The 17928-nt window shown below is 31.9% G+C and carries 20 protein-coding genes; 13 read left to right on the top strand and 7 right to left on the bottom strand.

Translation table 11 applies throughout. The features are described from left to right. The first annotated feature begins 107 nt into the window (after positions 1-107). The 8 genes from FS935_RS05500 to FS935_RS05465 all read left to right on the top strand — a co-directional run bounded on the left by FS935_RS05500 (position 108) and on the right by FS935_RS05465 (position 8784). The gene (locus FS935_RS05500) at positions 108-1097 is read left to right on the top strand and encodes a beta-ketoacyl-ACP synthase III (RefSeq protein ID WP_146946582.1); all 990 of its coding nucleotides are present in this window, start codon (positions 108-110) and stop codon (positions 1095-1097) included. Further along, positions 1087-2253, top strand: coding sequence for an ATP-grasp domain-containing protein (locus FS935_RS05495; RefSeq protein WP_240050829.1), 1167 nt, complete (start codon positions 1087-1089; stop codon positions 2251-2253). The genes FS935_RS05500 and FS935_RS05495 overlap by 11 nt, the downstream gene beginning before the upstream one ends. Next, entirely contained in the window at positions 2250-3242 is a 993-nt protein-coding gene (locus FS935_RS05490; protein WP_146946581.1) for an NAD-dependent epimerase/dehydratase family protein, read from the top strand. The genes FS935_RS05495 and FS935_RS05490 overlap by 4 nt, the downstream gene beginning before the upstream one ends. Next, positions 3232-4083 carry an MBL fold metallo-hydrolase gene (locus tag FS935_RS05485; RefSeq protein ID WP_146946580.1) on the top strand — a complete coding sequence of 284 codons (852 nt, stop codon included), beginning with the start codon at positions 3232-3234 and terminating at the stop codon, positions 4081-4083. The genes FS935_RS05490 and FS935_RS05485 overlap by 11 nt, the downstream gene beginning before the upstream one ends. After that, the gene (locus FS935_RS05480; RefSeq protein ID WP_146946579.1) at positions 4076-5416 is read left to right on the top strand and encodes a F390 synthetase-related protein; all 1341 of its coding nucleotides are present in this window, start codon (positions 4076-4078) and stop codon (positions 5414-5416) included. The genes FS935_RS05485 and FS935_RS05480 overlap by 8 nt, the downstream gene beginning before the upstream one ends. Continuing rightward, entirely contained in the window at positions 5400-6539 is a 1140-nt protein-coding gene (locus FS935_RS05475) for a hypothetical protein (protein WP_146946578.1), read from the top strand. Before FS935_RS05480 ends, FS935_RS05475 begins: the two co-directional genes overlap by 17 nt. 38 nt (positions 6540-6577) lie before the next feature. After that, positions 6578-7675 (top strand): glycoside hydrolase family 18 protein, encoded by a 1098-nt coding sequence (locus tag FS935_RS05470; protein WP_146946577.1) that lies wholly within the window; start codon positions 6578-6580, stop codon positions 7673-7675. 128 nt (positions 7676-7803) lie between these two features. Then, positions 7804-8784 (top strand): aldo/keto reductase, encoded by a 981-nt coding sequence (locus FS935_RS05465; protein WP_146946576.1) that lies wholly within the window; start codon positions 7804-7806, stop codon positions 8782-8784. A 44-nt stretch (positions 8785-8828) separates the two neighbouring features. Here FS935_RS05465 and FS935_RS23380 read toward each other — a convergent pair whose 3' ends face one another. Both FS935_RS23380 and FS935_RS05460 read right to left on the bottom strand, forming a co-directional pair. Further along, positions 8829-8975 carry a hypothetical protein gene (locus tag FS935_RS23380; protein WP_158638546.1) on the bottom strand — a complete coding sequence of 49 codons (147 nt, stop codon included), beginning with the start codon at positions 8973-8975 and terminating at the stop codon, positions 8829-8831. 177 nt (positions 8976-9152) lie between these two features. After that, the gene (locus FS935_RS05460) at positions 9153-9311 is read right to left on the bottom strand and encodes a Fur-regulated basic protein FbpA (protein ID WP_146946575.1); all 159 of its coding nucleotides are present in this window, start codon (positions 9309-9311) and stop codon (positions 9153-9155) included. A 430-nt stretch (positions 9312-9741) separates the two neighbouring features. Here FS935_RS05460 and FS935_RS05455 point away from each other — a divergent pair, with 430 nt between their 5' ends. Continuing rightward, positions 9742-9939, top strand: a complete 198-nt coding sequence (locus tag FS935_RS05455; RefSeq protein WP_146946574.1) for a hypothetical protein — start codon at positions 9742-9744, stop codon at positions 9937-9939. Between the two features lie 237 nt (positions 9940-10176). Next, complete coding sequence (locus FS935_RS05450; RefSeq protein ID WP_146946573.1) at positions 10177-11745, top strand: fatty acid--CoA ligase; 1569 nt, start codon at positions 10177-10179, stop codon at positions 11743-11745. Between the two features lie 138 nt (positions 11746-11883). Here the strand turns inward: FS935_RS05450 and FS935_RS05445 are convergent, their stop codons facing one another. Then, positions 11884-12156, bottom strand: a complete 273-nt coding sequence (locus FS935_RS05445; RefSeq protein WP_146946572.1) for a hypothetical protein — start codon at positions 12154-12156, stop codon at positions 11884-11886. A gap of 259 nt (positions 12157-12415) precedes the next feature. Between FS935_RS05445 and FS935_RS05440 the strand changes: the two genes are divergently transcribed. Then, positions 12416-13747 (top strand): DEAD/DEAH box helicase, encoded by a 1332-nt coding sequence (locus tag FS935_RS05440; protein WP_146946571.1) that lies wholly within the window; start codon positions 12416-12418, stop codon positions 13745-13747. A 223-nt stretch (positions 13748-13970) separates the two neighbouring features. Here the strand turns inward: FS935_RS05440 and FS935_RS24160 are convergent, their stop codons facing one another. Next, a complete protein-coding gene (locus tag FS935_RS24160) occupies positions 13971-14096 on the bottom strand; it encodes a hypothetical protein (RefSeq protein ID WP_275669572.1) in 126 nt (41 codons plus the stop codon). A gap of 194 nt (positions 14097-14290) precedes the next feature. Here FS935_RS24160 and FS935_RS05435 point away from each other — a divergent pair, with 194 nt between their 5' ends. Next, positions 14291-14791: a phosphatase PAP2 family protein gene (locus FS935_RS05435; RefSeq protein ID WP_146946570.1), complete on the top strand. Its 501-nt coding sequence runs from the start codon at positions 14291-14293 to the stop codon at positions 14789-14791. 275 nt (positions 14792-15066) lie between these two features. Here FS935_RS05435 and FS935_RS05430 read toward each other — a convergent pair whose 3' ends face one another. Together FS935_RS05430 and FS935_RS05425 are read right to left on the bottom strand one after the other, a co-directional pair. Beyond that, entirely contained in the window at positions 15067-15630 is a 564-nt protein-coding gene (locus FS935_RS05430; RefSeq protein ID WP_146946569.1) for a DUF2179 domain-containing protein, read from the bottom strand. 524 nt (positions 15631-16154) lie between these two features. Further along, on the bottom strand, positions 16155-16661 hold the full coding sequence (locus FS935_RS05425) for an acyl-CoA thioesterase (protein WP_193559349.1): 507 nt from the start codon (positions 16659-16661) through the stop codon (positions 16155-16157). A 257-nt stretch (positions 16662-16918) separates the two neighbouring features. Here FS935_RS05425 and FS935_RS05420 point away from each other — a divergent pair, with 257 nt between their 5' ends. Continuing rightward, a complete protein-coding gene (locus FS935_RS05420; RefSeq protein WP_146946567.1) occupies positions 16919-17386 on the top strand; it encodes an SRPBCC family protein in 468 nt (155 codons plus the stop codon). 52 nt (positions 17387-17438) lie between these two features. Here FS935_RS05420 and FS935_RS05415 read toward each other — a convergent pair whose 3' ends face one another. After that, a complete protein-coding gene (locus FS935_RS05415) occupies positions 17439-17864 on the bottom strand; it encodes an SET domain-containing protein (protein WP_146946566.1) in 426 nt (141 codons plus the stop codon). Between the last annotated feature and the right edge of the window lie 64 nt (positions 17865-17928).

The following is a 17928-nucleotide window of genomic DNA, read 5'->3' as shown; positions in this document are numbered from 1 at the left end:
TAAGATCAGGGGTTTTTAAAAGTAAATCTTATTTCAAAGGATTTATCTTACAGGTTCAAAAGAGCTAATATAATAATAGAATAAGAAATATTTCTGAGGTGCTAGTAATGAAACGTCATATAAAAATAATTGGTATTGGTTCGTATGTTCCAAAGAGAACGGTCCATTCCGACGAGATAGATCGCAAAATCTCTGCTCCTAATGGTTGGTCCGAAAAAAAGTCAGGTGTAAAGAAACGGTATTTTATAGAAGAAGAAACAGCTTCATATATGGGGGCTCATGCAGCAATTAATGCATTAGATCAGGCAGGTCTTACATTTTCTGATATTGATTGTATAATCAGTGCGAGTGGGACGGTTGAACAGGCAATTCCTTGTAATGCTTCATTAATACAAAAACAGCTAGGTCTTGAGCAATCTGGCATTCCTTGTTTTGATGTAAACTCTACATGTTTAAGCTTTGTAACTGCTTTGGATATGATCTCATACCCAATTGACGCAGGCAAATATAAAAATGTGTTACTAATCTCTTCAGAAATATCTTCTGTTGGCTTGGATTGGTCTCAAAAGGAAAGTAGTATTTTGTTTGGGGATGGTGCAGTTGCTGTTGTTTTAACGAAATCCACTACTCAATCTGGAATAATTAGTTCGCATATGGAAACGTATAGTGAAGGTGCACATTTATCGGAAATAAGAGGAGGAGGAACTAAAATCCATCCGAGACTTTATGATGAAAATACAGCTGGGGATTTTCTTTTTAATATGAATGGCAGAGGGATCTTTAAATTGTCATATAAATATTTACCAGCTTTTTTAGAGCGTTTATTTAAAAATACAAGTTTATCAATGTCTGATATAAACCTTGTTATTCCTCATCAAGCGAGTGCATCCGCAATGAAAATCATTCGAAAAAAACTGGAAGTTCCAGAAGAGCGATTTATGAGTATTATTGAGAACTATGGAAACATGATTGCAGCGTCAATTCCTATGGCTTTATATGAAGCGGTAAAGCAAGATAAAATTAAAAGAGGAGATTATGTCTTATTACTAGGAACGTCTGCTGGTTTATCTATTGGAGGAATAATTCTTGAGTATTGAATTATCAAAGCCAAAAAAGATATTAATTACAGGTGTAAGAGCTCCAGTAAGTCTTCATTTATGCAGAATGTTCAAAAAAGCAGGATATGAAGTATATGCAGCAGATAGTGTTTCATATGCAATATCGAAAAAGTCGAATAGTATTTTGGAATTCTACCTTTTACCGTCACCTAAATATAAAACGTTAGAATTTATTAAAGCATTGAAGAAAATTATTAAACAAAACAATATTAATCTACTCCTACCAACATGTGAGGAAATTTTTTATATAGCACAATATCGGAAGGTGCTTAGTGAAGATTGTGAAGTTTTTGTTGATGATATTCAAAAGCTACTAGTGCTCCATAATAAATATAAGTGTATCAGTTTGCTCAAGAACCTAGGATACAAGGTTCCTGAAACCTGGTTACTAACAAATAAAACGATTTTGAAAGATTTGGAGAATAAAGTAAAAGGAGAATTAGTTGCAAAAAGGGTTTTTTCAAGGTTTGGAGATTCTGTTTTATTTATAAACTCTATTAACGAATTACCAGACGATGTTTCTTTTGATTCAACATGGCTTCTTCAAGAAAAAATAACGGGAGAGCAATATTGTTCTTATTCAATTGTGAAGCAAGGGATAATTGTAGCACATACTGTTTATAAAACTGAATTTCCTGCTGGTATAGGTGCCGCACTTTCTTTTGAACACCATGATAGAAATGATATTGAATTGTTAGTTGCAGCTATCGTGAAAAAACTTTATTTTACCGGGCAGATTTCATTTGATTTTATTATTGATGAATATGACCGTGCTATTCCAATTGAATGTAATCCGAGAGCAACCAGTGGTTTACACTTATTCGATCATGAATTAACTGATGTTATCACAAACGAAAATAAACAATTGATATATCCCAAAAAGAATAGTAAGGAAGCAATAAAGCTAGGCTTACTTCTGTACGGAACAAAACAAATAAAATCTCTAAAAACATTTAAACGCTGGATGTATATTCTGATTTTCTATAAAGATATCACTTATCGAAGTTATGATAAGACCCCCTTTTTTTATCAATTCGTTAGTATTTTCCAACTGTGGACAGAAAGTAGAAGAAATAAACAAAACATACTTACACAATCAACAAGTGATATCAGCTGGGATGGTGAAATTCTTTGAACGTTTTAGTAACAGGTGCTACCGGTTTTCTAGGTCAAAAATTAGCACTGCGACTTGTATCATTAGGCTATCATGTTACAGGAGTTGGTCGTAATTCTGATATTGGTAGATTTCTATCAACTAAGGGTATACATTTTAAAAAGGCAGCCTTAGAAAATAAAGAACAAATTCTTCAGTTGTGTCAGAACCAACAATTTGTTTTCCATTGTGGTGCTCTTTCATCACCTTGGGGAAGATATAAAGATTTTTATTTAGCGAATGTTGAGGGAACCAAAAATGTGATTGAAGGTTGTAAACAAGCAAATGTAAAACGACTTATTCATGTTTCAACACCAAGTATTTCATTTTATTATGATGAAAGAGTAAATGTGAAGGAAACAGATTCCTTGCCAGAGAGGTTTGTGAATCATTATGCAAAAACAAAATATCTTGCAGAAATTGAAGTGGACAAAGCATTTCAAGAAGGACTTCCAACAATCATCATTCGACCTAGGGCAATATTTGGACCAGGTGATAACGCAATATTACCAAGGTTAATTAAAGTTTGTGAAAAAGGTATGTTTCCAAAGATCGGTAGTGGCAATGTAGAGATTGACTTAACGTATGTTGAAAATGTTGTCGATGCATTGCTTTTATGTATGAATTCGAGTAATGAAACATTAGGAGAAAAATACAATATAACAAATGGAGAACGAGTGAATTTATATAGCATTTTAGAAGATGTTATGAAACAGCTAGAAAAGGAATTTACATATAAAGAGATTTCCTACAAACAGGCTTTTCTTATTGCACAATTGTTAGAATATAGCTCAATGATTTTCTTAGGTGGAAAAGAACCAATTCTCACAAGATATACAGTTAGTGTGCTTTCACAATCGCAAACACTAGACATTCAAAAAGCGAAAGAAGAATTAGGTTATAAACCAGCAGTAACGATAGAAAAAGGCACACAGAAATTTACCGAATGGTGGAAACGATATGCCAATTAATTCATTAAAAATATATGAGTGCGGATATTGTACACATCCAGAAAAAGTCGTAAATCCGAGAAAGTCTCTCAAAACAATTACATTTTCAGCTACTGCTGCATTATTAAAACATCCTAAAAAAGGATATATATTGTTTGATACAGGATATGCTTCTTATTTTTTACAAGAAACAAAAAAATTTCCTTATTCCATTTATTCGAAATTAACACCTGTATACTTTGGGGAGCAACAGTCGTTAAAAAATCAATTGGAGTCTGATGGGATAAGTGCTGACGAAATTTCAACGGTTATCTTGTCGCATTTTCATGGTGATCATACAGCAGGCTTAAAGGATTTTCCTAAGGCAAATATTCTAACATCTAAAGAAGCGTTTACAAATATCAGTGGATTAACAAACCTACAGGCTCTGATGAAGGGCTGTTTATTAGAGATATTACCAAAAGATATTGAAAAACGAATAAAGTTCATTAATGATTGTGATCTAATAAAGTTAGACAATAGCTATGGACCTTTTTATGAAGGAAGAGATCTTTTTGGTGACAATTCAGTGATTGCAATTGATTTAACTGGACACGCAATTGGTCAATGTGGACTTTTTGTTCAGCTTGATAGTGGTAAAAAAGTATTACTTTGTGCTGATGCCGTTTGGGTAAGTGAAGCATACGAAAACGCTATTTTTCCTCATAAAATTGCAAATTTATTAATTGAAGATGTCAATTCTTATAAGAATAATGTATTGAAGCTTCATGAATTATCAAAACAAGCACCAGAAATTGATATCTTACCTACTCATTGTAAAAAAACTGCGAATCTTGCAAAAGAAGGATATATTTATGAATAAAATAGAAATAATGAAGCATTATTTTAAAACAAAATATCTAAGAAAATTTAAGACGCGTAAACAATTAGAGCATTACCAAAAAATACAAATAAAAAGGCATATGGCTTTTGTTTTTAAGCATTCAGCTTTTTATAGGGAGTTTTATCAAGCTAAGATAACGCATTTTGATGGTAACTTGGAGCATCTCCCGATTATTTCTAAACGTGAAATGATGGAAAATTTCAATACGTTAAATACGGCTAATATCAATAAAGATCAAGCCTATCACCTTGCATTAGAAGCTGAAAAGACAAGGGATTTCTCACCAAAGCTTAACGGTATTTCAATGGGTCTTTCATCAGGTACTAGTGGAAACAGAGGGATATTTCTTATCAGTGATAAAGAATCAGCAAAGTGGGTTGGAACAGTATTAGCTAAATTACTTCCAGGACATTTATTTGAGCATCATAAAATAGCTTTTTTTTTAAGAGCAAATAATAATTTGTACTCATCAACAGAGAATGGAAGAATAACATTCCACTATTTTGATTTACTAGATGAGTTTATAGCACATCAAAAAAAGCTAAATGATCTTCAACCTACAATAATCATAGGTCCTCCTTCTTTTTTAAGATTACTTGCAGAGTGGCAGGAGCAAAAAATAATTAACGTAAGTCCAAGTAAAATTGTTTCAGTTGCAGAAGTGTTAGAGGATATAGATAAATATTATATTGAAAAGATTTATAATCAAAAGCTTCATCAAGTTTATCAAAGTACAGAAGGATTTTTAGCGGCTACTTGTTCACATGGAACTCTTCATATGAATGAAGATATTGTCATGATACATAAAGAATATTTAGATGAAGAAAAAGGAATATTTGTACCGATAATATCTGATTTTACCAGAACAACACAGCCTATTATTAGATATCGCTTAAATGATATTTTAATTGAAAGCAAAGCACCATGTCCCTGTGGATCTCCTTTTCTTGCCTTGCAAAGAATTGATGGTCGTTGTGATGATCTTTTTTTAGGGTTAAAAAATACAAGTACTGATAGATGTACTCTTTTTCCAGATTTTATTAGAAGAGCTATAATGTTTGCTTCAGATAAGATTGTTGAATATAAAGTAATACAAGTTGATATGCTGAAAATTAATATTCACTTAAAAGTGAATGGACAACTAGAGGAAGTGAAAGAGGAAGTGAGGGCAGAAATGGTCAAGCTTTGGAAATCATATGAATTAATTATACCTTCTTTTTCTTTTCTTCCTTACGACCTAAAACCTTCTGATCGGAAATTAAAGCGAATTGAAAGTCTTTTAAAGGAAAATCATCATGATCAAAATGTATGATGAGCTCACAATGGATGAAATTGATTGGGGAAGTATAAAAGATGGTAGGTTGATAAAACAATATTTCGAGCCATTAATGAAAAATGGGGTATCTAAATTCATTGAAAATGTTAAAGCTGATCTTTACTTAGTTGAGATTGATGATATTATCCTTCCACTTTCAGTTAACGATACTGAGTTTACCAATTCATATGTAGCGTCACCTTTTACTCACTATATAAGCTATGCAAAGGAAGAGCTATGGGAGCTTCATAATAAACCCCTTGAAAAGCTTTTAGGAGCTATTATTGACGGTTTGGGTTTTGTTTTACAAAAAAGTAATATCAATAAAGTAGTTGTTGTGAATAATTGGTTTTTATCAACAAATTTACTAGAACCTTCACTTTCCTTTGACCAATTGCAGAGGTTAACGCTCTTTTTAACGGAGAAATTTAAACAACATACAATTCTTTTTCGATCTATAAACAATAGTTTACACCATAACTTAAGTAAGTTTCTACAAGAAATAGGTTATCAAAACGTAATGTCACGCTCCATCTATTTATTTAATCTAAATCAAGACAACCAGCTTACTGCTAAACAAAAAAAACTTCTCAAACAAGATGAAAAGATAATTTTAAATAAGAACTATCAAGTGAAACAAGTAGCTGAAGTGGATATTGAAAGAATTCGAGAGCTATATAATTCATTATATATACAAAAATACTCTGCTAATAATCCTCAGTTTACATTGGACTTTTATCGAAATATCTATTTAAATCAATTATTTAGCTTTAAGCTTATCTGTAAAAATGACATTGTCTTAGGAATTGTAGGCATGTTAATCAGAGGTAATGTATTAACAACACCTATTTTAGGGTACGAAACAACAAGAGAGAAAAGCGATGGCTTATATAGGGTTCTTTCGTTTCTTATTACTCAACAGATTATGGGTCACCATTATATAGGACATCGTAGTGCTGGTGCTGGTGAATTCAAAAGAAAACGTGGATCTGTTCAAGAAATTGAATACACTTATTTTTATCAAAAACATTTATCTTTAAGCAAGAAGTTGTCGTGGAAGATCATTAAATTGATAATGGATAAAATTGTAGAGCCTCTTGCGAAGAAAAAAGGGTTTTGATGTTGGGAAGAATATGATGCTAAGGGGGTGAGTTGTGATTGCAAAATAAATACTTGTTATTTTCTATTACTTTTCTTGTTTTTGTTGGAGGATTTGTGCTTGGGACCTATTTTACAAAGTTTCATGAAAAATTAGAGAGTGAACAAAATTCAAAGAATTATATCATGACAAAAGAAGCACCTGAAATTGGTGGAACAAAGATTATTGGATATGTGCAGGATTTTCGTGATCCTTTAGTAATCAATTTAAAAGGGCTTACTCATGTTATCTTTTCATTCGCACATCCTACCAAAGATGGAAAGCTACTGATGAATGGAGAAGCAGCAATGGCAAATTTACAAACTATTAAAGAAAAGGCAGAACAAGATAACACTAAGGTATTTCTAGCAGTTGGGGGCTGGTATCATATTCAGGGAGGTACGTCTTATGAATATTTTAAAGAGGCGATATCACGGGAATTCTCCCGCGAAAATTTGATCAATGAAATAATGAAGATAACAAAGCAGCAGGCTCTTGACGGCATTGATATCGATTTTGAGCATCCACGGACACAAGAGGATTCAGAGGCATTGGTAGCGTTTATCCAGGAGTTAAGCAAGCAACTTCATAAAGAATCAAAGGAGCTTTCAATTGCAGTCTATTCAAAAGTACATAGTGTAACAGGTGAGGAAGTTAATAGCATTGTATATGATACAGAGATGTTTAAATATGTAGATCATGTAAATATTATGGCGTATGATGGGCAATGGGATGATCAATATGATGCAGCTTTTTTATCACCTTTTTCCTTCACACGGGATATTGTAGATTATTGGGTAAATTTGTTTGATTCTCTTGATATTCCAAGAAATAAACTTGTATTAGGTGTTCCTTTTTATGCTCAGCCAGAGGAAGAAAATGAGGCTCAATTAGCTTACAATGAAATCATTAAACATAACAGTACAAATTCAGAACGAGATCGGGCAATTATTAATCAAGTTATATATCATTATAATGGTATAAAAACCATACAAAGAAAAACCAAATTAGCTAGTGACAATGGCTTAGGTGGGATGATGATATGGGAAATTGGTCATGATGCTCCTGGAGATCAAAGTTTAATCAATGTGATTGCAGAGGTGCACGATAAAAAGTAAAGGGTCTTTTTTTGAAAATATCTATTAGAGATCATATTATACAACTACTTTTCTTTGAAGATTAATTAGTATAGTCTATTAAATGTATAAACGGAACAAGTTAATCTAAATATTAGAGGAGGATTGTAATGAAATCAATTATGCCGTTACAAAAACGTGAAATTACAAGTAGTCGTCTTATTTTAGGATGTATGGGCTTTGGTGGTGGGTGGAATTCAGATCCCATTACAAGTGAAGATATTCTTAAAGCAGAAAAAGCAATTGATGCAGCTCAAGCTATTGGGATTACTATGTTTGATCATGCAGATATCTATACAATGGGAAAAGCAGAAAAGGTGTTTGGAGAAATACTAAATACTCGACCATCATTACGTGAAAATATGGTTATTCAATCAAAATGTGGTATCCGCTTTCAGGATGAATTAGGACCACAACGATATGATTTTTCAAAAAATCATATATTGTCATCTGTTGACGCTATTTTAGGTCGATTACATACAGAGTATATAGATATATTGCTTTTACATCGACCAGATCCACTAATTGAGCCAGAGGTAGTAGCAGAAGCATTTGAAGAATTGAAAACTTCCGGAAAAGTTCGTCACTTTGGAGTCTCCAATATGAGTTCTGCACAAATAAAATTAATTGAAGCATACAGCTCTGAGCAAATGATTGTGAATCAACTTGAAATGAGTTTAAGAAGAAATGATTTTGTGGAGCAAGGGATATTAGTGAATCAAAAAGCTGGTAACAGTGTAAACTTTGCAGATGGAATAATGGAGCATAGTCGTTTGGAGAATATTCAGCTTCAAGCATGGTCTCCTTTAGCAAATGGTATGTATACTGGGCGCAAGTTGGATAACTTATCAGAAGCTGATCTAAAAACGATTGAATTAGTAGAGAAGATGGCTAATGAAAAAAATACGACGAAAGAAGCGATCGTTCTTGGTTGGTTAATGAGACATCCTGCATCAATTCAGCCTGTTATCGGGACGACAAATCCAGAACGTATTTCCAATTGTGCTGAAGCAGTACATCAATCTGAGGATATGACTCGTGAGGAATGGTATTCATTATTTACATCAGCTCGTGGACAAAAAATGCCGTAAGTCTACCGCAAAATGGACTATGTGCAATGAAAAAGACAATGGGATTATTGAATCTCATTGTCTTTTTCATTAAGATCATTTTCTTCTCTCATTCGTTCAACTTCTTCTGTCACACAAATTCTTGTAATTTGTTCATTTAGCATATGACTTATGTAATCTTCTTCTTCAATGCAGTTTTCTTCCTTTTTCATCTCAGAAACCTTCTTTCTTAATAACTTGTTTTAGTTTTTCTCATAATGAAAAGATTTATTAATCAAAATCATTATTTTCTAATCAAAGAGTTATGTTGAGAGACAGTAAGAAAAGGAAACCTGCTTTATTTATAAGGGGGTTAGATTCAATTATTGGATCTAACCCTTAGTGAGTATTTAGTGTTCTTGCTCGTGAATATATAGAACGTCTGCTAGTTCTTCCTCTGATGCTTCATAAAATTGTCTTCCATCAGGCATTTTATAAATATTATTAAGTAAAAGAGCATCGATGATCTTTACTTTTGATGTATTAATTAAATTTGAAACATTATACATACCATCACCTCTAATTTGTAAGCGTTTACAATATAATGATAAAGAATTTACTGGAAAATGTCAATGTAGATGATTTGAAACTATTGTCACAATTAAATTTTCACTTGAGAAATATAAGCTTATCTAAAATACAAAGAAAAATATTTTTTTGAAAAGTTTTTAATAAAAATAATTGAACAAATTCCAATGATTCCAAAATATAATTCAATCACTCAAAGTTGCTTTTTATAAAAAAGTGATAAAGTCAATCGTATTATCAAAATTTATTTTATTCTATTAAATTTATTAATTTTGACAACCAAATATTATTATTAAAATTTAAAATCATTAAATAATCTATGTTCATAATGTTTATAATTTTATGTAGGTGTTAAAATCTTTAATATATATTATAATGAATAAAGAGATTTGATATAAAAGGAGATTAATCATGGAAAAAAATGATCAAAATACATCAGAAAAAAAGAAGGTAAGTTTGCAAGAGCTTATGAAACAACAGCTTGCTAATAAGAAGTCAGCTCAAGAAAATGGTAATCAATCAAAGAATAAAGGGCTAGGTGCTAATCAAAAAATGAAAAGCCAACAATCGAAAAAGCCTTCTAATACTCGAAGAAAAATGGGTAGTTAAGCTGAGCCTGAGTGAATCCTATAGGATTCAACTCAGGTTTTTTTGAATTTTTTTATAGTTTTACTATCGAATAATATAAGATTCCGTCACGAAGTTGAAAATCTGTGTAAGAAAAAATTAAGCTAACGGAACTTTTTTAAAAAACAAGGAATTTCATTTCTAGGCTAGAAATAAACATATACAGAGCCTAAGTTAAATTACGATGTAACCGCTTTCTTAGTAAAGGGAGGAATGTGTGTGTACTTAACAATCGGTGAATTATATGAACAAACAGTGTTGAAATTCGGTAACAAATTAGCTCTAGTAGATCGTTCTAGAAATATTCGTTGGACTTATAATCAGTGGAATGAGCAGGTAAATAAACTTGCCAATGCTTTATCTTCTGCAGGAGTTAGGAAAGGTGATAGGGTATCAACATTGTTATTTAATACGTATGAACTAGCTACAGTGTATTTTGCGACAGCAAAAATTGGGGCAATTCTTAATCCAATTAATTTTCGTTTAAAAGCTGAAGAAATAGCTTATATTTTAAAAGATGCTGCACCTAAGATAATTGTGTTTGAGAAAGCTCTCGAAGATGAAATAACAAAAGTTCATGCACAATTTCCAAATATGGCATTTTGGTCAATTGATGAACCAATCCCTTCCTATGCTTCAAGCTATCATGAAATTACCCAGCTTGCTTTACCTGCCAATCCTACCTCATTAGATCTGTCCGAAAATGATACCTATGCTATTATGTATACTAGTGGAACAACTGGTCGTCCTAAAGGTGTGATGCATCGACATCGCGATATGGTTGAACAAAGTTTAATTTGTATAAGTTCAATAGGTATTAAAACTGAAGATGTGGGCTTAGTAACTGCACCTATGTTTCATTGTGCTGAACTTCATTGTAGTTTTTTACCGCGTGTTCATGCTGGTGCTACAAATGTGATTATCCATCATTTTGATCCGAACAAAGTTCTTGAAGAAATAAAAGAGGAACGGATAACGATGTTATTTGCTGCACCTACTATGTGGAATATGCTACTTCAAGAAAAACTTGATGATTATGATATATCTTCATTAAAGATAGGTTTATACGGAGCTGCCCCAATGGCGCCAATTTTGGTTAATGCCTGTAAAGAGAGGTTAGGAATAGACCTTGTACAAGCATACGGTATGACAGAGATGGGGCCGGCAATAACTTTTTTAGGTAAAGAAGAGCAGCTTACAAAAGCAGGATCAGCTGGAAGAGCTTGTTTTAATCACGAAATTCGAATTGTTAAACCGAATGATAATGGACCATCAGAGCCAGAGGATATACTACCAGCAGGTGAGGTTGGTGAAATTATAGTAAAAGGTCCTTGTATGATGATTGGGTATTTTAATAGAGAAGAAGCAACTGAAAAAGCATTATATAAAGGGTGGTATCATTCTGGTGATTTAGGTTATGTAGATCATGATGGATATTTATATGTCGCAGATCGAGTTGATGATATGGTTATAAGTGGTGGAGAAAATATCTATCCACGTGAAGTAGAAGATTACCTCTATGAGCATGATGGAATATTAGATGTTGCTGTTCTTGGAGAGCCTGATGAACTTTGGGGTGAGCGTGTAATTGCTATTGTGGTGAAAAAGCGACAAAATGTAACAGCTGTGGAACTTGAATTGTTTTGTAAAAATTCTGAGAAACTTGCTCCTTATAAAAGACCAAGACGATATATTTTTGTAGAAGAATTACCGCGAAATGCTAGTGGTAAGATTCAGAAGTTTTTGTTACGTGAGCATTTACACCATGAGGAAGTAAAAAAACTTTAAATTTTATAATGTGCCCTAAGTGCTAATTTACTCAGATAAAACAACAGTTTATTTTTTCTTATTCAGAGAAAATTAATTTAGAGCCTTCATGAACAAATAGAAGGCTCCCTATGTTATTTAATTAATATTCAATGTATTTTATTTGTTCTTTTTAAATGCTTTATCAGTTACATTTTTAAATACTTTTGAAGAACTATCAACGGTTTGACCAATTACATTATTACCTGTGTCAGAGATTTTTTTTACAATTCTTCCTGAAGAGTCAACAGTTTTCCCTACGAGACCACCTTCACCAGAAACTGATTTCACAATTTTTCCTGAAGTATCTAAGATGTTGTGAACAAAATCATTAGCTTCATTTGCTACACCTTTAATTAATCCATTATTTCTTTCATCATTATTATTCGTCATTGAAAAAAACCTCCTTTTAAATTAAACCACCTTAAAGGCTATGTAGGACAACTATGTAATTATGTATTTAAAAATGAAGTTGTTACGAATAGTCTTGCCTGATACAAAAAAACACGGAATTTACAGGAGTTAAATTTAGAAGTTTAATAAAAATGTTATATGATAAATATAATCAATCTGTAAAATACTATTTAATATGCTATAGTTATTAAGCATTTGTCAAAAACAAGAATTAAAATAGAAAAGAGATGTGATCAGCTTGCCAGATTTTTTACAATTAGGAATTCAAAAACAAATTAATCATACATTAAAGTCTTTAGGACTTATAAATCCTACACCTATTCAGGAAAAAACGATACCACTTGTTCTTGAGGGAAAAGATATAATTGCTCAAGCACAGACTGGTACAGGGAAAACACTAGCCTTTGTTCTCCCGATATTAGAAAGAATTGATGTTGAAAGCTCAGAAGTTCAAACGTTAATCTTAACTCCTACACGTGAATTAGCACAACAGATTTCAAAAGAAACAAAGAAAATGATTGAAAACCTTGAAGGTGTTAACGTACTTGCTGTGTACGGTGGACAAGATGTTGAGCAACAACTGAAAAAACTAAAAGGCTCACAGCACATAGTTGTTGCAACACCTGGGAGATTACTCGATCATATTAGACGCGGAACAATTGATCTTTCTACTGTAAGAATGTTTGTGTTAGATGAAGCAGATCAAATGTTACATATGGGCTTTTTACCTGAAGTTGAGAATATTATTTATGAAACACTTTCATCAAGACAAACCATGTTATTTTCAGCAACGATGCAAAGTGAAATACGTGCTTTGGCTAAGAAATATATGAACAATCCAGAAACAATTCAAATTAAAGCAAAGAAAGTAACTGTTGAAGAAATTAACCAAATTGTCATTGAAACAACAGATAGACGAAAGCAAGATACGTTGATTCATCTTTTAAAAGAGCAACGACCATTTCTAGGGATTATTTTTTGTAGAACTAAAATTAGAGCTAAAAAGCTCCAAGAGGCACTCATTGCAAATGGATTTGAGTCAGATGAATTACACGGTGACTTAACACAAGCTAAAAGAGAAAAAGCAATGAAACGATTTCGTGACGCAAAAATTCAATTTTTAGTTGCGACAGATGTAGCTGCTAGAGGTTTAGATGTTGAGGGAGTAACACATGTATTTAACTATGATATCCCTCATGATGTAGAAAGCTATGTTCATCGAATAGGACGAACAGGCCGTGCAGGTGGAGAGGGTGTTGCGTATACATTGGTCGCTCCTAAAGATGTTGAATTTCTTCAAATGATTGAAAAAGGCATAAATCAATCTTTAGAAAAGCAGGTAATCAAAGGAATTAGTGTACCTGATCGTGAGGATTATGCTCAAGAACGAAAAAACGAAATAAAAAAATCCAGACGTCCTAATACTACTGTTGGAAGAAGCAATAGTGGAAGTAGCAGTAGAAGAAACCAAGAAGAAAGAAACACTCCATCTAGAAATAAGCAAACAGGAGATAATCAAAAGAGAAGCGGAAGAACATCATCAGGTAGAGACAATAGAAGAGGTAGATAATATAAGTTAAAGTGATAACCCAAAGTAAAAGGTCAGCATCTCCATGTGAAGAGGTACTTTTACTTGGGGTATTTCATGTGAAAAAAATCACAAAAAAATAGTAAGTTATAGTGTTTAGCTTAGGGCAACATAGACTTGTGGGGAAAACCATTGCTCCCCCTAGGTTATAAGCCAAATAGGAATTGGAAACAAGATCATTTCCTATTCCTATTGACTTATGCTTTTATTTACCTAAATCTTTTTTTGTTATTTCGCTTCTTATATTAATCTCTTTAGATATTTCTGCATCCTGCTTTTTATTGTTTGGATATTTGTTTTTACGTTCTCTATTATCGTTTTTATTCGTCATTTTAGATTTTCCTCCCTTCGTTTTTCTCAAAGATATTGTGCTCATTTATAAAAAAATTATTTTGAAACTTTGGTTATATGGGAGTGGGAAGAGGTTGGTAAGAATATGATTGTATTGTATACCAGTTTTTTACAACATTTCTTACTGATGTATTGCTCATACTAGATCTTGAATCTATATCTAGGAGAGAAATTATGGACAAAAAGTTATTTGAATTTATTAACAAAATGGCAGGGAAAAGTGAAGTTGTAGATAAAGGTATGATCTACGCATCAAATGAAATGAGATATATTTATCCTTTAGCATTCATTTTCTTATTGATCTCTGAACCGAAGAAAATAAGAAGAGATCTATTTCTTAATGTGGTATATACAATTATAGTTAATCTATGTTTGAACTTTCTTGTGAAAAAAGTGAAATATCGTCCTAGACCATTTATTATACGTCACGTAAATGTTTTACTTCCTTCGAAGCTTGATTCTTCCTACATAAGTAAGCATTCATTGTTAGCATTTTCTCTTTCAACATGTTTTTTTCTATATAATAAAGTATTAGGGAAATTTATGTTTATTTTATCAACAGTTATGGGGATTTCGCGTGTTTGGGTAGGTGCTCATTATCCTCTTGATGTAGTGAGAGGGGGACTATTAGGCAGTGTTGCTAGTTTCATTATCAGTGGAGTAAGAATGAAGTAATAAAATTAATCAGGAATAATCACAAGTCTTAAAATTGATTTACACTCAATTTGTATTGTATTGTTTAGTATTACGTTAAAGAAGTAGCTTTTGTTTAGGGGTAATATTGGATTACCGATAAAGCCATATTAGAATAGTGATAACAGGCGTTTTTTTAATGTGCTGTGACAAGAGTATTTAAGCTAATAATAAACCCGAATTATTAGGTGATATTACAATTGATCCTAATAATTCGGGTCTTTTATTTTGTATGAAGTTATCCTGTAAACGAGTTATTATTGTTGAGCTTCGTTGTTTTTCTTTTTTTTGAAAAAACTGACTGCTCTTTTTTTCATTGACTTTGTTAAATACCCACCTTTAAATGATCTAATTTCATAGGACATTAAAAAGGCCTTTTCTTCATAACTTTCAATAATTTCTAGCAGTTCATCTTCTCTTGAACGCTTTGCTACAATATCCAGACGATATCTTGGTGTGTTAATACCCTCACCTGTAAAAACAGTAACACCAAAACCAGCAGTTCGAAGTGCATTAACAAGATCCATATTTTTATCTAGAATATTAGCTTGGTATGTTATATAACCAATTGCTAATTTTCGCTCAAGTGCTCCGCCTAGAAGCAGTCCTACACTGAAACCAACTATATATGCAACGATATTATAAATGTTAGAAAGATCTTGAAAGACAAAAATTAAACTAACAATATAAATTATCCCTTCTAATAAACCAACACCAGCTGCACTTTTTGTTTGATTTTTAACTAGAAGTATTGTTCTCATCGTAAGTACTGGTACATAGATCAGTTGAAGAACAAAAATTAGTAAAGCTTGTAAAAGCATGTTGAAAAATCTCCTTCTATTAAAGTAATAACGAAATCATACCATATTTTCTAATAGGGTATATGTGAAGAAAGTAATTTTTTATGTGAAAATAATGTAAATAATAGCATCTTCTATATATATAGTTCACATAAATAAGTATATGATAAAACTTCTTTAAAAAACCTCAGCCTAATTCAAATTTATTATGAAACTTTTTAGATTATTTTAAGCTCTTTGTTGATTGTGAAAGGCATGAAACTGAATTCTTGTAAAAGAAATCAATATTAACAGCACTAATTTAAAAGGAGTGTAAGTAGTTTTTTTGGTAAGTTTTATAAAAATAGATTTAGTTTATTGTTATCACAATGTAAATATAAATATCATATAATAATTCTCTTTTGTGTATGAAAAAAATTTTTAAGTTGGCTTAACTAGGCAATACAGAAAAAACACAAACCATATTATTGGTTTGTGCCTGTTTGTAGAAATAGTATATTTACAAGCCCTCAGACTGATTAATCTAAATAGGTGTTTATATTTAATTAAAGCTTAACTACATTAGCAAAGGCTTCACTATGTTCACGGCGTTCTTTTCGAACCTTTACCCTTTGTGGTGCAGTGTTAAAGAGCATTACTTCTTCATCTGATTCAGGAACAACGTTTGGTACAACAACAGGTTTCCCTTCTTGATTCAACGCAACAAATGTTAAAAATGAGGTTGCTGCTAATTGACGTCTACCAGTAATTAAATCTTCAGTAATAACTTTTACAAATACCTCAATTGATGATCGTCCTACAGATGACACATAAGATTCAAGGCTAACTGATTCACTTGTGCGGATTGGGACTAAAAAATCTACAGAATCTGTAGATGCAGTAACAACATCACAACGGGAGTGCTTTGCTGCAGAAATTGATGCAACATCATCGATATAGCTCATTAACTTTCCGCCAAATAAGGTATTATGATTGTTTGTATCAATTGGAAAAACCCGGCTTGTTTTTATAACAAGTGAATCTACGCATTTCTTTTCATCTCTTTTATCCATCATATTCTCTCCTGACTATTTAAACGCTAGGTTGTAGGTTAATTTATTGTTTTATTATTCTCTTTTTTAAACATAACGTCAATTTCTTTGTTTTATTTTCTTACCGAGAAGAAATCATTTTAGTGTGTACCAACAGACTAATTGATTACTTCATCTAAATTAAAACTGAAGAAGGAAACAGTGAAATCTCTGTTGTTTAATAATAGAAAACATTATATTATAAGTTTAGTAGATTTTTCTAGAAATGAGGATCGTAAATGGAAGAAATAGTAGTTTATCGTTACGATGAGTATATAGATGCACCAATAGATATTGTATTTTCGTATGTGAATGATGATGATAAAATTAAACAGTGGAACACTATGTTTATTGAAAATATCTACGAGTCTGCTGAAGATCAGCATATGTATAAAACAGGCGTCTCCTTTAAAACTGTTCAGAAATTAGAGAAAAAAACCATCACAGTTGAAACACAAATTGTTGAATATGAAGCGCCCTATAAAATTATTATGCATTCAACATCGAAGGAAGGAGTAAGTATTTCAAAATACTTACTAACACGAGAATATAGTGGTACTAGATTGGTTGTTGAAGCAAGTTTAATACCAAGTAATATATTTTATAAAATAATGACAAAGATATTTGGAAGGTTTAGTAAGTTTATTTATGAAGAACAATACAATAATTTAAAAGAATATGTGGAAAATGAAGTTCAAGTTTCCTAAAAAAATGAGCGTACCAACAAATGATACCCTAATTGTTGATACGCTCATTTTTTTATTTCTTTTCAGCTTCTTCAGCTGCTATTTTAGCAACAGCTTCGTCATAATCTTCGTTAAACCAGAGCGGATCATCATTATCGACTTCACCATTATAGTTTATTAAAATCTCTTCTCCGGCTTTTATATCTCTATAAGCAAAAAAATCAAAAGTATGATTTGGGAAATTAATATCATATGTTGCATTTGGTTCATAAGAATGATTAAACATCATCCCATAACCTAAAAGTATACATGTATGATTTATACCATACTCAAATGCATAATCAGCTAATAAAGTTTGCTCGATCAACTCATGTTGTTCATTTGGATATGCTATAACAGGAGCTTCATGTAAAAGCTCACCTTTTGCAATATCTCTTGTTGCAAATACGCCTCGAGTAAATTCTCCTGTACTAAGTGTTGAATTTTTTACTTCAATCATGTGGTCACCATTTACCTTTCGTAAAAAACTATATCCTCTTAATTCTGGCAGTTCAATTCAAGGA

The sequence above is a fragment of the Metabacillus litoralis genome (genome assembly GCF_007994985.1).
Lineage (GTDB): Bacteria > Bacillota > Bacilli > Bacillales > Bacillaceae > Metabacillus > Metabacillus litoralis.
Note: the sequence above shows the minus strand (reverse complement) of the source record. Positions and strands in the feature narration are given on the sequence as shown.

Excerpts from the sequence above, each read along its gene's own strand:
- FS935_RS05500 (WP_146946582.1), top strand. The coding sequence starts at position 108 with ATGAAACGTCATATAAAAATAATTGGTATTGGTTCGTATGTTCCAAAG.
- FS935_RS05485 (WP_146946580.1), top strand. The coding sequence starts at position 3,232 with ATGCCAATTAATTCATTAAAAATATATGAGTGCGGATATTGTACACAT.
- FS935_RS05480 (WP_146946579.1), top strand. The coding sequence starts at position 4,076 with ATGAATAAAATAGAAATAATGAAGCATTATTTTAAAACAAAATATCTA.
- FS935_RS05475 (WP_146946578.1), top strand. The coding sequence starts at position 5,400 with ATGATCAAAATGTATGATGAGCTCACAATGGATGAAATTGATTGGGGA.
- FS935_RS05465 (WP_146946576.1), top strand. The coding sequence starts at position 7,804 with ATGAAATCAATTATGCCGTTACAAAAACGTGAAATTACAAGTAGTCGT.
- FS935_RS23380 (WP_158638546.1), bottom strand. The coding sequence starts at position 8,975 with ATGAAAAAGGAAGAAAACTGCATTGAAGAAGAAGATTACATAAGTCAT.
- FS935_RS05460 (WP_146946575.1), bottom strand. The coding sequence starts at position 9,311 with ATGTATAATGTTTCAAATTTAATTAATACATCAAAAGTAAAGATCATC.
- FS935_RS05455 (WP_146946574.1), top strand. The coding sequence starts at position 9,742 with ATGGAAAAAAATGATCAAAATACATCAGAAAAAAAGAAGGTAAGTTTG.
- FS935_RS05445 (WP_146946572.1), bottom strand. The coding sequence starts at position 12,156 with ATGACGAATAATAATGATGAAAGAAATAATGGATTAATTAAAGGTGTA.
- FS935_RS24160 (WP_275669572.1), bottom strand. The coding sequence starts at position 14,096 with ATGACGAATAAAAACGATAATAGAGAACGTAAAAACAAATATCCAAAC.
- FS935_RS05435 (WP_146946570.1), top strand. The coding sequence starts at position 14,291 with ATGGACAAAAAGTTATTTGAATTTATTAACAAAATGGCAGGGAAAAGT.
- FS935_RS05430 (WP_146946569.1), bottom strand. The coding sequence starts at position 15,630 with ATGCTTTTACAAGCTTTACTAATTTTTGTTCTTCAACTGATCTATGTA.
- FS935_RS05425 (WP_193559349.1), bottom strand. The coding sequence starts at position 16,661 with ATGGATAAAAGAGATGAAAAGAAATGCGTAGATTCACTTGTTATAAAA.
- FS935_RS05420 (WP_146946567.1), top strand. The coding sequence starts at position 16,919 with ATGGAAGAAATAGTAGTTTATCGTTACGATGAGTATATAGATGCACCA.
- FS935_RS05415 (WP_146946566.1), bottom strand. The coding sequence starts at position 17,864 with ATGATTGAAGTAAAAAATTCAACACTTAGTACAGGAGAATTTACTCGA.